This is a genomic window from Hymenobacter qilianensis (assembly GCF_014638675.1).
GTDB lineage: Bacteria > Bacteroidota > Bacteroidia > Cytophagales > Hymenobacteraceae > Hymenobacter > Hymenobacter qilianensis.
In genome coordinates, this window is record NZ_BMFN01000004.1 from 14,427 (window position 1) to 29,576 (window position 15,150).

General features: G+C 55.5%; 9 protein-coding genes. 6 read left to right on the forward strand and 3 right to left on the reverse strand.

Features of this window, described 5'->3' with window-relative positions:
* Positions 1–37: 37 nt before the first annotated feature.
* Positions 38–733: a peptidoglycan DD-metalloendopeptidase family protein gene (locus IEW06_RS18140; protein WP_187731462.1), complete on the forward strand. Its 696-nt coding sequence runs from the start codon at positions 38–40 to the stop codon at positions 731–733.
* Between the two features lie 86 nt (positions 734–819).
* On the opposite strand, the gene IEW06_RS18145 is transcribed toward IEW06_RS18140, so the two are convergent.
* Positions 820–2,034, reverse strand: a complete 1,215-nt coding sequence (locus IEW06_RS18145; protein ID WP_187731461.1) for an ABC transporter permease — start codon at positions 2,032–2,034, stop codon at positions 820–822.
* A 48-nt stretch (positions 2,035–2,082) separates the two neighbouring features.
* On the opposite strand from IEW06_RS18145, the gene IEW06_RS18150 reads away from it, so the two are divergent.
* The 3 genes from IEW06_RS18150 to IEW06_RS18160 all read left to right on the forward strand — a co-directional run bounded on the left by IEW06_RS18150 (position 2,083) and on the right by IEW06_RS18160 (position 4,982).
* Positions 2,083–3,336: an exo-beta-N-acetylmuramidase NamZ family protein gene (locus IEW06_RS18150; RefSeq protein ID WP_223284429.1), complete on the forward strand. Its 1,254-nt coding sequence runs from the start codon at positions 2,083–2,085 to the stop codon at positions 3,334–3,336.
* An 87-nt stretch (positions 3,337–3,423) separates the two neighbouring features.
* Complete coding sequence (fmt, locus tag IEW06_RS18155) at positions 3,424–4,380, forward strand: methionyl-tRNA formyltransferase (RefSeq protein ID WP_187731460.1); 957 nt, start codon at positions 3,424–3,426, stop codon at positions 4,378–4,380.
* Positions 4,381–4,496: 116 nt separating this feature from the next.
* The gene (locus IEW06_RS18160; protein WP_187734273.1) at positions 4,497–4,982 is read left to right on the forward strand and encodes a dihydrofolate reductase; all 486 of its coding nucleotides are present in this window, start codon (positions 4,497–4,499) and stop codon (positions 4,980–4,982) included.
* Positions 4,983–5,053: 71 nt separating this feature from the next.
* Here the strand turns inward: IEW06_RS18160 and porU2 are convergent, their stop codons facing one another.
* Both porU2 and IEW06_RS18170 read right to left on the reverse strand, forming a co-directional pair.
* Positions 5,054–10,180, reverse strand: coding sequence for a putative type IX secretion system sortase PorU2 (porU2, locus tag IEW06_RS18165; RefSeq protein ID WP_188548719.1), 5,127 nt, complete (start codon positions 10,178–10,180; stop codon positions 5,054–5,056).
* A gap of 68 nt (positions 10,181–10,248) precedes the next feature.
* A complete protein-coding gene (locus IEW06_RS18170) occupies positions 10,249–11,352 on the reverse strand; it encodes a putative type IX sorting system protein PorV2 (RefSeq protein WP_187731456.1) in 1,104 nt (367 codons plus the stop codon).
* Between the two features lie 484 nt (positions 11,353–11,836).
* Here IEW06_RS18170 and IEW06_RS18175 point away from each other — a divergent pair, with 484 nt between their 5' ends.
* Together IEW06_RS18175 and IEW06_RS18180 are read left to right on the forward strand one after the other, a co-directional pair.
* Positions 11,837–12,196 (forward strand): PadR family transcriptional regulator, encoded by a 360-nt coding sequence (locus IEW06_RS18175; protein WP_133274623.1) that lies wholly within the window; start codon positions 11,837–11,839, stop codon positions 12,194–12,196.
* A 48-nt stretch (positions 12,197–12,244) separates the two neighbouring features.
* Entirely contained in the window at positions 12,245–14,890 is a 2,646-nt protein-coding gene (locus tag IEW06_RS18180) for a PspC domain-containing protein (RefSeq protein WP_187731455.1), read from the forward strand.
* Positions 14,891–15,150 lie beyond the last annotated feature (260 nt).

Consider the following 15,150-nt stretch of genomic DNA (forward strand, 5'->3'; position numbering starts at 1 on the left):
AATACCTCATAAACGGTCATTTTCTCCCGAAATTAATATGACTGAACTTTCTCAACTCTTACAACGGCATCAGGCGCAATTCGGTCCGGTGCTGCCCATCGACCTGAACAGCCCGGAGGTATGCCGGCTCGATTTTACCGACCGCAATCCGAGGGTAGTATCGGCTGATTTGCGCGATACCGCTGCTTTCGAGGTGTTAGTAGCTGAGCTGCTGGAGGCTCAGGAGGGACTGATTGGGGTGGGTGGCTATTTGGAGAATCGTATTATCTACCGCCGCAGCCCCGGTTTGTTTGGCGACCCGACTGTGCATCCGCGTTCTTTGCACTTGGGCGTCGATGTGTGGGTGCGGGCCGGCACGCCCGTTTGGTCGCCCTTGCCCGCTACTGTGCACAGCCTGGCCGATAATGAGAATTTCGGCGACTACGGGCCAACCGTTATTTTGGAGCACGAGCTGGAAGGCACCACTTTTTATACCCTCTACGGCCACTTAGGCCGCCGCGAAGTTGCTTTGCTACGGCCGGGAATGCTGGTCGAGCCCGGCGTCACCTTTGCCGAAGTAGGCCCGCACCCCGAGAATGGCGACTGGCCGCCTCACCTCCATTTTCAGGTAATAGCTGACATGCAGGGCCGACAGGGTGATTTTCCGGGCGTGGCGCCTTTGGAGGAGCGCGAGAAGTGGGCCGCGTTGTGTCCCAATCCTAACCTGATTCTGCAAAGCCGGCACCTTGACTAATACAGAAATTGTGGCTAGGTATTTCATCAATAAAAAAGCCCCCCAGCGCATTGCTAGGGGGCTTTTTTATTGATGAAATACCTAGTTTAGTCGAATTTGATAGCGGCTACGGGCATGATGCGCGAAATCAGGTACGTTGGGATGAGCACGGCCAAGAGTGAAGTGAGGAAGGTAGCCACGTTCAGGACGATGATGATGGTGAGGTCCCAGTGAATCGGCACGCGGTCCATGTAGTAGTTCTCGGGGTCGAGCGGAATGAGGTGGGTGTAGTACTGCACGGCACAGAAACCCAGACCAATCAGGTTGCCGATGAGCATGCCGCGCAACGTCAGGCTCAGGCCCCGAAAGAAAAACATGCTCCGAATCTGGTTGTCGGTAGCGCCAATGGCTTTGAGTACACCAATCATGTTGGTGCGCTCCAGAATCATGATAAATATGGTGGCCACCATGTTAAAAGTAGCCACGAAGATGATGAGGATCAGGAAAATAACAACGTTCTTATTCAGCAGCTTCAGCCAATCAAACAGCTGCGCATACTGATCAGTTATCTTATCCAACTTTAGGTCGTAGGGCAGCGTTTCGTACAGGTTATCCGACACGGGGTCGAGGCGCTGAAAGTCGCGCAGCGTTACCTCTAGCCCACCCACCAAGGTATCAGGCCAAGCGTTTAGCTCCCGGATTTGCCGAATATCGCCGATAATGTACACCTCGTCAAACTCGTCGAGGCCAGTCTGGTAGATACCGCGCACCTGGAATTTGCGCACGCGGGGTGGGTTCTGAATAAAATAAAACAGCGCCTCGTCGCCTACCTTCAAGCGCAGCTTATCAGCCACTTTACGGGAGAGCAGTACGTCGTTGCTGGCGCTGGAATCGGGAAAGGTCAGAAACTCACCGGCCACCAGATTTTGGCGCATAGGCGAGCGGCTCGTCTTCTCATCAATTCCTTTGAGCACGATGCCCAGCACCTCTTCCTTGGTTTTGATAATAGCCGTTTTGCGGGCAAAAGGCTGAATAACATCTACCTGCGGCGAGCGGCGCAGCGTCTGAATAAGACGCGGCCCGCTAATGGGCTCGGCGTTCAGGGAGTTGTTGGTGTCGTACTTGCTGATTTGCAGGTGCGCGCCAAAGGAAAAAATCTTGCTTTGGATCTCGTTTCGGAAGCCCTCCAAGATGGAAAATGACACAATCATCACAGCCAGCCCGAGGGCAATGCTGATAATGGCTATTTTTGTCACCGACGAAGTAAACGACCCAGAGTCGGCTCCGTCAATCTTACTGGAGATGTAGCGCGATATATTCACTGCCGTAAAGCTACTCTAACCCGTCCAGTTTTCTAGCCCCATTTCCGCATGTATTCAACCTTCCTTCCCGGCCTATTAAGTTTGAGCGTATTGATGGCCAACTGCTCCGCAGCCCAAACTACGCCAACTTTGCCCCCCAGCGCAACCACCGAAGCCAGTACGACAGTCGCGCCGGTAGCAGTGCAGTCGGCGCCGCAGCAAATCGTGGAGGAGCCGCGCATGGGCGCTGAGTTGGGCAACCGCTACTTGCCGCTGCTGAAGGGCAAACGCGTGGGGCTGGTCGTAAATCAAACCTCCCTGGTGGGCCGCTCCCATCTGGTAGATACGCTGCTTCGGCAAGGCATTCAGGTCAAAACCATTTTTGCCCCCGAGCACGGATTTCGGGGCGAAGAGGCCGATGGAGCGACAATTAAGGATGGGCGCGATGCCCGCAGCGGCCTGCCCGTGCGCTCCCTTTACGGCGCCACCCGTAAGCCCACCCCCGAAATGCTGAAGGATCTGGACGTATTGGTATTTGACATTCAGGACGTTGGCGCCCGGTTCTATACATTTAGCAGCACGCTGCACTACGTGATGGAAGCCGCTGCCGAGCAGGGCAAGACGGTAATCGTGCTGGACCGCCCCAACCCCAACGGCCACTACGTAGATGGCCCGGTGCTGGAGCCGCAGTTCAAAACGTTCGTCGGTCTGAACCCGGTTCCCGTGGTTCACGGCCTGACTATGGGCGAGCTGGCTCAGATGATAAATGGGGAAGGCTGGCTGGCGGGGGGCAAAAAATGCTCCCTGACGGTGATTCCGGTGGAAGGCTACACGCATGCCACGCGCTATAAGCTGCCCGTTCGCCCCTCGCCCAACCTGCCCACCGCGCACTCAGTCGATCTATACGCGACGCTGTGCTTGTTTGAGGGCACCGATGTGAGCGTGGGCCGGGGCACAGCTATGCCTTTCGAAGTGATTGGCGCGCCTACTCAGCCTTCTACCCGCCCGTTCAGCTTCACGCCTACTCCCAATCCTGCCTCCACCGCGCCTCCCCAAAAAGGTAAGCTTTGCTACGGCCTCGACCTGCGCCAAACCAACGGCGACATCGGTTTTACGCTGAAATACCTGCTCGACTTCTACCAGCAAAGCACCGACAAAGCGAACTTCTTTAATAAAGGATTTGAGCGCCTGGTTGGTACCGCAGCCCTGCGCCAGCAAATTATAGCGGGTAAGTCGGAAGCCGAAATCCGTAAGACCTGGGAGCCGGCGCTGGGTCAATACAAGGCCATGCGCAAGAAGTATTTGCTGTATCCTGAGGCATAATTTCCCGCAGTGTTACGCAGTGTGTTGACACCTGAACACTGCGCAACACTGCATTTTTTCACTGCGTAACACTGCGAGAAATCAATTATGCTTCAACCCCTGCGCATCGTCTTCATGGGTACGCCCGAATTTGCCGTACCCACGCTGGAAGCCTTGCTTTCCTGGCCCGGTTGTGTGGTGGTAGCTGTCATAACGGCTCCCGACAAGCCAGCAGGGCGCGGACGCCAGCTAGCCGAATCGGCAGTGAAGCAAGCCGCGCAGGCGCACAACGTGCCCGTATTGCAACCCACGAATCTGAAAGATCTGGAGTTTCAGGCTGCACTGAAGCAGTTAGAAGCTGACTTGCAGGTTGTCGTGGCGTTTCGGATGTTGCCGCAAGCGGTGTGGAGTATGCCTCCTATGGGCTCTATTAATATACATGCCTCCTTGCTGCCGCAGTATCGGGGAGCGGCGCCAATCAATTGGGCCCTGATTCATGGAGAAACGCAAACCGGCGTAACGTCTTTTTTCCTGCGCCACGAAATTGACACCGGCGACCTGATTTTTCAGGATGTCGTGCCGATTACGGACGAGGATGATTTTGGCTCCTTGTATGAGAAGCTGAAAACGGCCGGAGCGGCCCTAGCTCTGCGCACAGTGCAAGCTATTGCGGACGGCACCGCGCCCAGCTTACCTCAAATGGAAAGCGGGGAGCTACGCCCTGCGCCCAAGATTCAGAAGGAAACCGGCCGCCTCGATTTCAAGCAAAATGCCCCCCAGCTGGTGAATCTGGTGCGTGGCCTCTCCCCCATCCCTACAGCCTTCACTACCCTGCCCGACGGCCGCATCCTGAAGGTATTTCGCGCCCAGGCCCTCGACGATGAGGACTCTACCGGCCCGACCACCACGTATCCAGGCACCTGGTTTTCCGACGGTCGCACCTATTTGCGCGTACAAACGACCAATGGCCTGCTGGATCTATTGGATGTGCAGCTAGAAGGTAAAAAGCGGATGCCGATTCAGGAGTTTCTGCGTGGTTTTAATCAGTCGGCATTGCAGAAATAGCCGTTTGCCCTTCGACCAGTAAATAAGCTGCTAGTATGATCCGGCTGAGCTTGCTGCAGCACGACATTACTCAGCAGAGTGAGGAGAAATTACTTCTCGTTAATCAAAAGAATTATATGATTGCTTTAGTAGTTGCAGTAGCTCAGAATGGTGTTATTGGTCGTGATAATCAGCTTATCTGGCACTTACCGAAGGATTTAAAACACTTCAAAGCCCTGACTTTGGGCCACCCAATTATCATGGGACGGCGCACGTTTGAGGCAATCGGAAAGCCGTTGCCGGGGCGTCAGAATATTGTGGTTACGCGCCAGCCCGATTGGAAAGCCGACGGCACAGAAACAACTTATTCCGTGCCCGAAGCAATAGAACTGGCACAAACCCACGATGAAAATATCTTCGTTATTGGCGGCGGCGAAATATACCGTCAGTCACTATCAGCAGCCGACACGATTTACCTGACCGAAGTCCACCACGACTTTGAGGGCGACGTTACCTTCCCCGACCTCAACCACACCGAATGGCGCGAGGAAACCCGTGAACGCTATGAGCCCGACGAGAAGCACGCCTATCCATTCAGCTTTGTAACCTTGCGCCGGCGTTAATTGCGAATGCATATTACTAAAAAAGCCCCCCAGATAAGTTCTGGAGGGCTTTTTTATTTGAATATTCGAGGCTAACGCAGTAGCACCAGCTTGCCCCAATCCTTCTTAAAGGCTTGGTCGCCGGCGGTGCGGCGGCGCTCAAACTGGCCGGGGTTGTCCATCACCACGCGGTAGAGGTAGGTACCGTTCGCCAGCTGGTCGCCAAATTCGTCGGTGCCGTCCCAGGCATAGTCGGTGATGTTGTTGCCGATATGCAGAGGGCCGAGTTCAGCCATCATTATTTCACGTACCACTTTGCCCGTCAGCGTCATCACCTGAATTTTTAGGTCGCGGGGCAACTCGGCGCCTGTAAGCATGAAGATAAACTTGGCTTTGCTGGTGATAGGATTAGGATACGGATAAAAGTTGGTGATGGTAGACTCATTAATCACCTCGAAGCGAATAGAGTAGCGCTGCGTACTGGCCGCCAGATTAGTAGCGTCGCGGCCTTGTACTTCCAGCTTATAAATGCCATTTGGTAGAGGCGTTTGCTTGCCAGGCTGATACTCTACGCGAGCGATGCCCTTCTCCACGTCGGTCGTGAAGAGTACGTCGGAGCCCGTCATCGGCACCTTGATTGGGATAGATTCGCCGGGTTTGGTCAGGAACAAATCAAAGTTGCTGGGGTCGCGGACGGCGCGAAGTTTATCCTCATCATTGAGTTGTACCATGATAACGGGCATCGGCGACACGATGTCTCCATCCAGAATATGCTGCCCATCGAAGGCCACATCGAGCACAGGTGGCGTATTGCGGTCTTCTATGGTGAAAGGCGGCAGTATCAACTCATTATTAAAGTAGAACTGCTCCGGCAGCAGGCGCGGATTCACGTTTACCTGCCCCGTAATGGCCCCCAACAAACCGCGTACATCGAGGCGGATGTTGAAGGTAGCCGTCGAGTCAGCTTTAAGTGGGCGGAGAGATTGAATCTTGGCCGTACGCACATTATTGCTGGCATCGCGCACCGTGATTTCGGCAACAAGCGGCTGGCCGAAATCTAAGGACGACACATTTTGGAAGTAGACAGGGAAGGTCAATTCGCCGCGGGTCATGGCCTGTTGGGCCAACGTCGCAGCATCGTACACTTTCGCGTCCTTTGCTTCCGCTAAGTCGCGGCGAACAATTCCTTCCGGTAAGCCCTCATAGGTTACTAGCCATTGCTTCAGTTGCGGTGCCGTCCTATTGAGCGTGTCGCGCATCTGTAAAACCAGTTGCAGGTATGGGTAATCCTGCGCCGATACCCCAGCCAAGGCCAGCTGACGGTTCTTCACATCAGGGTTCAACTGTCGCTGATTACCGTCTTTGTCGATGCCAATCAGACGAAGCGTGTAGCTGTCGGACGGCTCCGTGCGCACGGTATGGAAGAGCGTGCCCCACTGCTTGGCCGGCCCGATCAGGGTAGAAGTTATCGTGCCGCGGGCGGCGCGGGTGCGCAGGAAAGCGTCCAGTGTTATGATCTGCTCAGCGCGAGCCACGGTGCTAGCCGCGTCAAACGTGCGCTCCTGAGCCGGCCGGGCTCCGGGACCCTTTTGTCCCAAGAACACGAACGGGTCACCATCCTGCAGCTGATCAATCAGCTGAGAGCCAAGGGCCTTCAAAGCAGCTTTTAACTCGGGTGAGAAGGCAGAGAAGTTTACCTTATTCATCGAGACCAGCGCCACATACTGACCGGGTTTCAGGTTGGTCAGCAAAGCCAGCAGCTGGGCTTGGCGGGCAGGCGTATTCAGGTTATCAGCCGTGCCTTCGCGGGCAAAGTGATAGTACATATTAGGGTTCAGGCCGCAGGAATCGTATGCGCCCGGCACGTTGCGAACGGCCTTCAGGGTCAGGCCATCAAACACTGCCGCCAGCATATTGGGCGTGGAGGGCGCACAGTTAATGACGTACGGGCTGGTTCCCTCGGGAGCAATACCATAGGAAGTGAGGAAAGTAGGGCCAGTGCCGGTGCTTCCGCCGCGGGTAGAAAGCTTCACGCCAATACTTTGGTCGCTAAAGTCCCACTTGCCCGAAGGTGCCGCGACGTCCACGGTCGTGCGCCCGTCGCGGCGAAACTGCCCATGGTGGCTCTGCGACCAGCCGCCGGGGCTACCGTTTATGAGGCGGAAAGAGCTGACGGCCCACTCCTGGTTTTCGCTAGGACCACTGGTTTGAAACCGCAACCGCCAGTACCATACTACACTGTCGCGGCCGGCCGCGGGGGGCAAAGTTGGCTTCCATTCTGGGGCAACTGCAGCCTGCACGGTGGTGCGGCGCACCAATGGGCTGTTAAACGTCGGCACCGTATCCAACTCCATTTCATAGAAGCGCAGCTGGCCTTTGGGGTCATTGTTTTGCCCGATTAAGCGTACGGCCGGGCTGGATACAATCGCAAACTCGGGAGGGCTGAGGGCCGTAACGCCGCCTTGCAGGAAATTGAACTTAATAGCCGCTTGATTATTCGTCTCGCTTAGCTCAGTTACCTTATTATCAGGATCCAACACCACCACAAACTCGTTTTCCCCGAACACATTACCCGTGTTTGGAAGCTCAAAAACATAGGTCGTATCGCGGCGGGGCTGCGGAACCTCGAAGCGCAGCACCTCGGCGGGCCGGGCAGCACTAGCCGGATAGCGGCGCGTTACGGAAATACCCAGGCTTGTGCCGCCAGAGCAGAGGCTACCGGCATTGCTGACACCCACCCGCAGCTGAAACCGGGACGACGAAGCCTGAACGGTGGTTTCGGGTGCCTGGGGGGCAATTTGCAAGCGCGAATCAGCCGTGGCAAAGTCCGGCTTGTCGGGGGCATAAAGCTTCAGCGCGGGGTCGCCTTGCCACGTCGTGTTCATCAGCAGCGAAACACCATTCGGGTTATTGCCAAACACTGCCTGCAAGCGCCGGTTCGCTTCTGCCTGAATTACGGCAATGGGCTTCCCATACCAATTCGGGTCATTGAAGAGCAGCTGGTACATCCGGTCGCAGAAAGCATCCAGCTGACCATCGTAGCCAAAGTCGGAATCAGCCAGAAATCCGATAGCGCCCTTGTCAGCCGCCAGCGTCCAGTCTTCACCAATAGAGGTAAAAGAACCATAAGCGAAGCCCCCGGCACAGCCATTAACGATAAAGACCGGGTACTTGCCCCGGTTGTTATAGTTGTTGCTGGGGTCGTTGATATCGCCCAGGTTCAGGTCGAAGACTAGCGGAGAGCCGTGGCCGAAGTAGGTTATCAGGCTTAAGCCAGCGTTCAGCTCCGGCGCAATATTGATGGTGATCGGAAAGCGCTGATAATCGCCCGGCGTGTCGCGGGTGTAGGTTTTTACTACGGTACCTCCAAAGCAAGGCTTCTCGGCCCGCTCTTTATAGCCGTTTACATAACTTTGAAACTGAGCGAATTCACTTTCATTGGCACCGCCTGCCATGTGCAGCAGATTCTTGCGCCAGGGTTCTGGCCCGAGGCCTTCATGCTCCCGCAGCTTGTTGAGGTAATTAACGACCTGCTGGGGCGTTTGGGCCGATACGCGCCCCGTGGGAATGCGAGCTACGTATTGGTTACGCTGCCACTCAGCCGTAAAAAATATATCAGATGGCGAGCGGGTACTGGTTGGCACCAAATCCAGTACCGGAGCATCTTTTTCCGGCACTTGCCGATGATAAAAAGAACCGGCAGCAGTGCGTACACCTTCTGCTGTGGCCAGCCCTTTACCCAAAAGCAGCAAATACTTCTCGCGGTTGCTTGTCAGCATCCACTGCGCAAACTGTCGAATAGCGAGGGGAGATTTCTCACCGTAGTGAAACTGGTCGTAGAGCTGCTGACTTGTTACCACGAGGGTATCGTGGCGGCCGCCGGCCGCGGAGGCACGGTAACTAGCGTAGGCCCGCACAGGGTTTGCCACATTCCCGACGGGGCGCATTAAAGAACCGTGACTAACTACCAGAAAACTGTAAGCGGCAGGCGTAATCGTGCGAAACCGAATAAGGCGGGCCGGCAGCGGCACCCTGGGACGGGCGGCATCGACCAGCAACAGATTGCGTGTGCGGCCTGCCGCCGCCGGAAACACGTAGCTGCGCTGGGCACCGCCTGTGCTATTGCCTTCAATTCGTTGAACTGCCGCGGCATCCGTAACATCGTAGCCGCGCAGGGTAGCGGGCACATTTTCGAGCACGTAGGTAGCGGGCCCCTGCAAAGTAGAATCATTGCTAAAGGCGGTACTGCGCCGTTCGCTGAATACGCGATTATCGCGGGGAGCGACCACCGTTATATAAGCCAGCCGCGACCGGTCGCGGGGGAAGCGGCTATCATTGGGGCCAGTGTTTTCGAACCGCAGTTTTACTTTTCCATCAGAGCCAATATCTGAGCGCAGCAGCGGAAACTGCGCCTTCACTCTATCAAAGCTGTCGTAATTAGCTACCGTACCTAATAGTCGCACCGTGCCGCCAGGCTGCACCACCGATACCTGCGTGATGTGTATGGATGGACTAGTCCCGACCAGCCCAACAACTACGTGCGGCGTACCACTGCTGGCTACATTCTGCAGCGAATCCACCTCAAAATCAGCTGGATTAACTGCGTTACGACCAAACTGGCCCGACAAAAAGCCTTCTCCCGCACTAGCCCACGGCATATAGGCAAGCACACCTTCTGTTATATCAGAGTATTCGCTAGAAAATATACGCTGCCGCTGCTGTAAGTGATAGGGCTGGCCACCAGAGGCAGCTACTGTTGGCTCCGCCATGCGCCGGCCGGTAGCTGTGGGGGCCACCGTCAGAAAATAAGCAGCCGTATCTGTGAAGAGGCTGTACAGCGGCTGCGGCTGATCAACGGCCTTCTTATACATGCCGCGGTCCAGACGCCCATCATTGCGCTGGCCGTAAAACTCGATGAAGGTGCTGGGGTCGAGGCTGGTTTGGTTGCCGCCCACATACATGGCTACTTCCTGGCCCCGCCGCCAGAGTTGGAGGCGGCGCGGATCGGTGCCGTTGCTGAGGCCAGCGCGGGTCAGGTATTGGTTGTCGAGGCGGTGAATACCATCCTGCGTTACCCGGATTTTATAGTAAGACTGGCCCGGCACTATCCACTCGTTGCCGTAAGGTCCTGACTGTGCGACGGCTTGGAAGCTGCTTAGTAGCAATATCAGCCCCAAAAAGCCCCCCAGCAGGTAGCGTAACTTGTAATGTTGTTTCATGCTAATTGTATGGCTGAATAATCGGATGGCGGAATGGCTAACCCAAAGCCACGTACTCATTCACTTTCTTATTTAAATCCGTAGCCCAGCGAAACGATAATGGAGTTGGTTTGGGAGCGCTGCCCCAGCTTCTCCACCGCCAGCCGCGACAATGCCAGATCCAAGCGGAGGCCACTGGTGGCTATGCCCACGCCAAGGCTGGGCTGGGCTTTCCATTCCTCTTTGCCGCTGAAGGCCTGTATCTTCTGAAAATTGCTAACCCCGCCGCGCAGAAACACGACGTTGTTGTAGCCGATTTCCAAACCAGCGTGCGGATCAATACTGATTAAGCCTGTAGAAATAGGCGTGTTGCGCTGCCCATCGGTGGTCATCTCCAGATCGGTGGCGACGAGGGCGGTAAACTGGCCCGGCAATTTGATTGAGCGTCCCACACCTAGGATGAGGCGCGGCAGGGTTACTTCCGAGCTGTTGCTGGGGATTTCGTCGATGGTAGTAGCGGATCCTTTGAACTCATCGGCATCAATAGACCAGACATTGAAGGTGGTGGTAATATCGCGGGCCATCAGGCCGAGGCGCCAGCCTTGATGCTCGTATTGTAAGCCTGCATCAACGCCAAACCCATAGGCGTTGGCGAATTTGCCGACGTTGCGGTAGATAATCTTAGCGTTGACGCCCAGTTTCAAGCCTTCGATAGCGCCAATGCGCCGCGCATACGACAGCAACAAGGCGTAATCGGCCACGGAGAAATAGCGGATTCGATCATACTGAATGTAGCCGTACTCATTCACGAGGTCGCGGGTGTCGGCAATATCATCGACGCCCAGCCGAATTAGGCTGGCCCCGATGGCGCTGTTCTCATCGAGCGGCATAGCGAAGGCCGCGTAGTCATTCTTCACGATGCCCGAAAACAGCTCGGAGTGCATGAGCACACCGTCGTATTTAGTTTTCAGATCGAGCAGACCGGCTGGGTTCCAGTAGCCAGCGGTGGCATCCTGCACAATGCTGACCTGGGTATTGCCCATGCCGAGGGCCCGACCGCCTACCCCAATATTGAGGAACTCATTGCTGTACTTGGGAGTGGCATCGTTCGACTGTGCCCACGCGGCGGGCGCCGCGCCCAAGCTCAGCCCCAAGCCAATCAGCAAAGGGACTACTTTGGAGAAGTGCAGCATAGAATAAAGTAGGGGAAAACGAATAATTGCAGCAGCAGCGCAAGTTACTTATTTCTAGTGCGTCTGCTGGTTTAATCGAGCTAATAGTGTCTGCGACGTCCGCATAAATCGGGCCGGGCGATGGCTGGGGGGCTTTTTTGAGCGCGATAAATGCGCACAAGGCCAATTTCCAATCCTCCGCTTCCAAGCATAAGCTACTGCATGAGGGCAAGCGCTACCATTTGAATTCATCTGGTATCCTGATTTTTATTAGTCAGCGAAAGCCCTTTATTTTTTATTTCAGTTGCTGCGAAGAAATAATTGATATCCAAAAAAGCCCCCCAAGATGCCAGGCGGGGCTTTTTGCTTTCATTTTACTCGCCTTTTCTCTCTATAAAAATTGTCCTTAGAGTACTTCACAAAAATTATTTTGACAAGTACCTTGCGTTACATAGTACCTTCTGTTATCTTTGACTCATTCTTCACCGATATCTGCCTCAAGCCCATGAAAGTAGAGAACACCCAAGTGCAGATGCGGAAGGGCATCCTGGAATTCTGCATTCTGGAAATTATCGCCCGCGGCGAGGTCTACGCCTCCGATATGCTGGAAGAGCTAACTTCCGCTCGCATGATCGTAGTGGAAGGCACGCTGTATCCGCTCCTGACCCGACTAAAAAATGCGGGTTTACTTGATTATACTTGGAAGGAGTCCACGTCAGGACCACCGCGCAAGTATTATACCCTAACCTCCGTTGGTCTGGAGTTTTTGCACCAGCTGCGCTTGACTTGGGAAGAGGTCGCCGACTCTATCCGCATCATTCGCCAAAAGCCGCATGTGAACGGCACTGCTCCGGCGCAGCAGTAGCGCCGCTTCCACCTTTCTTTCGAAGTTTTCCTGACTTGCAGCACTGAGATGAAAAAGAACATCAGTATCAACCTCCAGGGCATCATCTTTCACATCGAGGAAGATGGCTACGACGTACTCAGCCGCTACCTAGCGGAGGTAAAAGCCCACTTCAGCGGCTACCGCGGACACGAGGAAATCGTGGCCGACATTGAAAGCCGCATTGCCGAGCTATTCGTGGCTCGTCTCTCCCCTACCAAGCAAATTATTTCGCTGGAGGATGTAGAGGCCATGACCGCCAAAATGGGCCGGGTGCGCGATTTCCAAGCCGCCGACGATGCCGAGGACGACGAAGAGCTGTTAGCCTCCGCCGTAAATAGCGGTACGGCTGCTGGCACTTACGCTCGCCCCGAGTACGCTTATAATACCACTGGCGCTGGTGCTGGGGCGGCTTCCGCTACCGCCGCCGCTGATGATGCCGAACCCCGTCGTCTTTTCCGCGATGTGGCCAACAAAAAGATAGCTGGTGTATGCGCCGGCTTGGCCCACTACTTCGGCATCAATGCCGTCTGGATCCGGCTGATAGCACTGGCCTCCCTGTTCTCGGTAGTTATCGGCGACTTTGTGGGTGCGCTGCCTGCCTTCACCATTCTGGCCTATGTTATTCTGTGGGCCGTGCTGCCCAAGCGCAACGACCTGCCCGATCCCGTGGGAATCGGCGAGACAGCCGGCGAACGGAAGCTCTTCCGCGACACGGATACCGGTAAAATCGGTGGCGTATCGTCCGGTCTGGCCGCTTACTTCAAAGCCGACGTCACGCTCATCCGCATCCTGTTTGTGCTGAGTTTGTTTACCGGCTTTGGCCTGTTGCTCTACCTGTTGTTGTGGATTGTGATACCCGAAGCCCGCACCGTATCTGAAAAGATGCGGATGCGCGGCGACGCGGTAACGCTCTCCGGCATCGACAATAGCCTGCGCAACAACGCTTTTGAAGCTGGCGGCACAACAGGGAGCGGCCGCCAGGTAGGAACATTTTTGGAAGAGCTAGCCCGCAACCTCCGTCCGCTGGTTAACTTCCTCGGCTCCCTGATTCGTGTGTTTGCCGGGATTCTGCTCGTGATAATCGGCTTTTCTATGCTGCTGGGCCTCACAATAGCCTTGGGTATCGGCCTAGGCATGGTTCCAGCTACGAACAGCTTCATGACAGGTGACATTCCAGCTCACGTCTTCCTCAACGGCGTTCCAGTATGGGCAATGTTTGCCTTCTATCTGACCGCTGCCATTCCTGCTCTTGCGTTGCTGCTAGGCGGCCTGGGTTTATTGCTCCGCCGCTCCATTCTTACTCGCACTGTTGGTCTGACGCTGCTCGGCCTGTGGTTGCTGGGTGTAGTGGGTACTTCCATTGGTGCCACCCGCATCAGCCATGATTTCCAGGAAGAAGCCGACGTAACTCAAAATCAGGCCTTTCCAACCCTGCGCGCTTCCAATATCTATCTGGATATCCGAGGAACCGACAATGGCCACGACCAGTGGGTGAACGCGCAGATAGCCGCCGTAGACAGCAATCAGGTTGTTTCAGTTGACAAAACATTCCGGGCTGAAGGCGCTACCGAGGAAGAAGCCCGCCAGACGGCCCTTAGCAGTGTAGCGTATAACGTACGCCAGGTGAACGACACCACCCTGCGCTTCGATGACCACTTTACTTTTCGCCCAACCGCCCGCTTCCGCGATCAGGAAGTGAACGTGACACTCAAATTGCCGCGCAACCGGACCATTCGGTTGAGCCAAGGCGCTGCGCACTGGCTCGGCAGCGACAACTTCGTCGACAATGACATGCCCGAGAACGTGGAGCAACACCTCTACCGCCTAAAAGGCAACGAACTCGAGTGCGTGGACTGCACAGAAGAAGATCTGCACGGAACTACGGACGAGGACGAGAACACAGACGAGGAAGGTGAAATCAACATCGACATTGATGAAGACGAAGAAACCGGCGACACAAACGTGTCGCTGGACTACGGCGGCGCGCCTAGCTTCTCCACCAACGCCGATGACTATGGCTCGGGCCGTGAGACGTATAACCAGGACGGATTTCGCGAAGTAACCGTGGCTGGTTCCTACCGGACAGTTATTCGGCCGGGCGACACCTTTCGGGTGACGGCTGCTGGTCCAGAGCGGGAATTGCGTGATCTGAAAGTAGACCGCGAAGGCAATAAGCTGTTAGTACGCAACCGCAACCGTTCGCTTTTTGGTGGCAACTGGGGCCGTGATACAAACCGCGAAAAGGTGCTGATTACCATTGAGATGCCTGCCTTGGACAAGCTAGTTCTAGCAGGAGCCGTTCGAGCCGACGTATCGGGCTTCACGAATCAATCGACCCTAGAAGTGGACCAGGCCGGCGCCAGCCATTTACGGCTGAATGGCGACTATCGCACCCTGAATCTGGATTTGGCCGGTGCCTGCCGCACTACGCTGCAAGGCCGCGCCGAGACGCTGGAAGTGGATGGTGCCGGAGCCTGCGAGCTTGCGGCAGCCGGCTTCACTGCCCGCTCGGCCGATGTTGATCTGGCTGGCATGAGTAAGGCCCGCCTGCGGATCGAGGAGTCGCTTCGTGCTGATGCCGTAGGTGCCAGCGTGATTGAGTACAGCGGCAACCCTGCCAGCGTGAAAGTGAGCGACGTAGGTGCCTCGCGCATCACCCGCATTAACGAGTAAAAAAGCCCCCCAGCACCTAACCGGGGGGCTTTTTTACCAAGCATGTAGGCGAGCCGCTAATTCTGCGCAACAAAAACGTGACAACCGGGCAACCTTGCCTTCACAATCACCATCTATTATTGCGGTGAACAAAGGTGAACAAAGTATAGGGTCTAAAAGTGAGTGAAAGGTGGACCCTGAGGAAGTCTTTCTACCATCGAGCTGCAACTGGTGGTAGAGGCTTCCTCACATTTGTTTCAGGGCCAAGCGGTCCGCATTCA

Excerpts from the sequence above, each read along its gene's own strand:
- IEW06_RS18140 (WP_187731462.1), top strand. The coding sequence starts at position 38 with ATGACTGAACTTTCTCAACTCTTACAACGGCATCAGGCGCAATTCGGT.
- porU2 (WP_188548719.1), bottom strand. The coding sequence starts at position 10,180 with ATGAAACAACATTACAAGTTACGCTACCTGCTGGGGGGCTTTTTGGGG.
- IEW06_RS18150 (WP_223284429.1), top strand. The coding sequence starts at position 2,083 with ATGTATTCAACCTTCCTTCCCGGCCTATTAAGTTTGAGCGTATTGATG.
- fmt (WP_187731460.1), top strand. The coding sequence starts at position 3,424 with ATGCTTCAACCCCTGCGCATCGTCTTCATGGGTACGCCCGAATTTGCC.
- IEW06_RS18170 (WP_187731456.1), bottom strand. The coding sequence starts at position 11,352 with ATGCTGCACTTCTCCAAAGTAGTCCCTTTGCTGATTGGCTTGGGGCTG.
- IEW06_RS18175 (WP_133274623.1), top strand. The coding sequence starts at position 11,837 with ATGAAAGTAGAGAACACCCAAGTGCAGATGCGGAAGGGCATCCTGGAA.
- IEW06_RS18180 (WP_187731455.1), top strand. The coding sequence starts at position 12,245 with ATGAAAAAGAACATCAGTATCAACCTCCAGGGCATCATCTTTCACATC.
- IEW06_RS18160 (WP_187734273.1), top strand. The coding sequence starts at position 4,497 with ATGATTGCTTTAGTAGTTGCAGTAGCTCAGAATGGTGTTATTGGTCGT.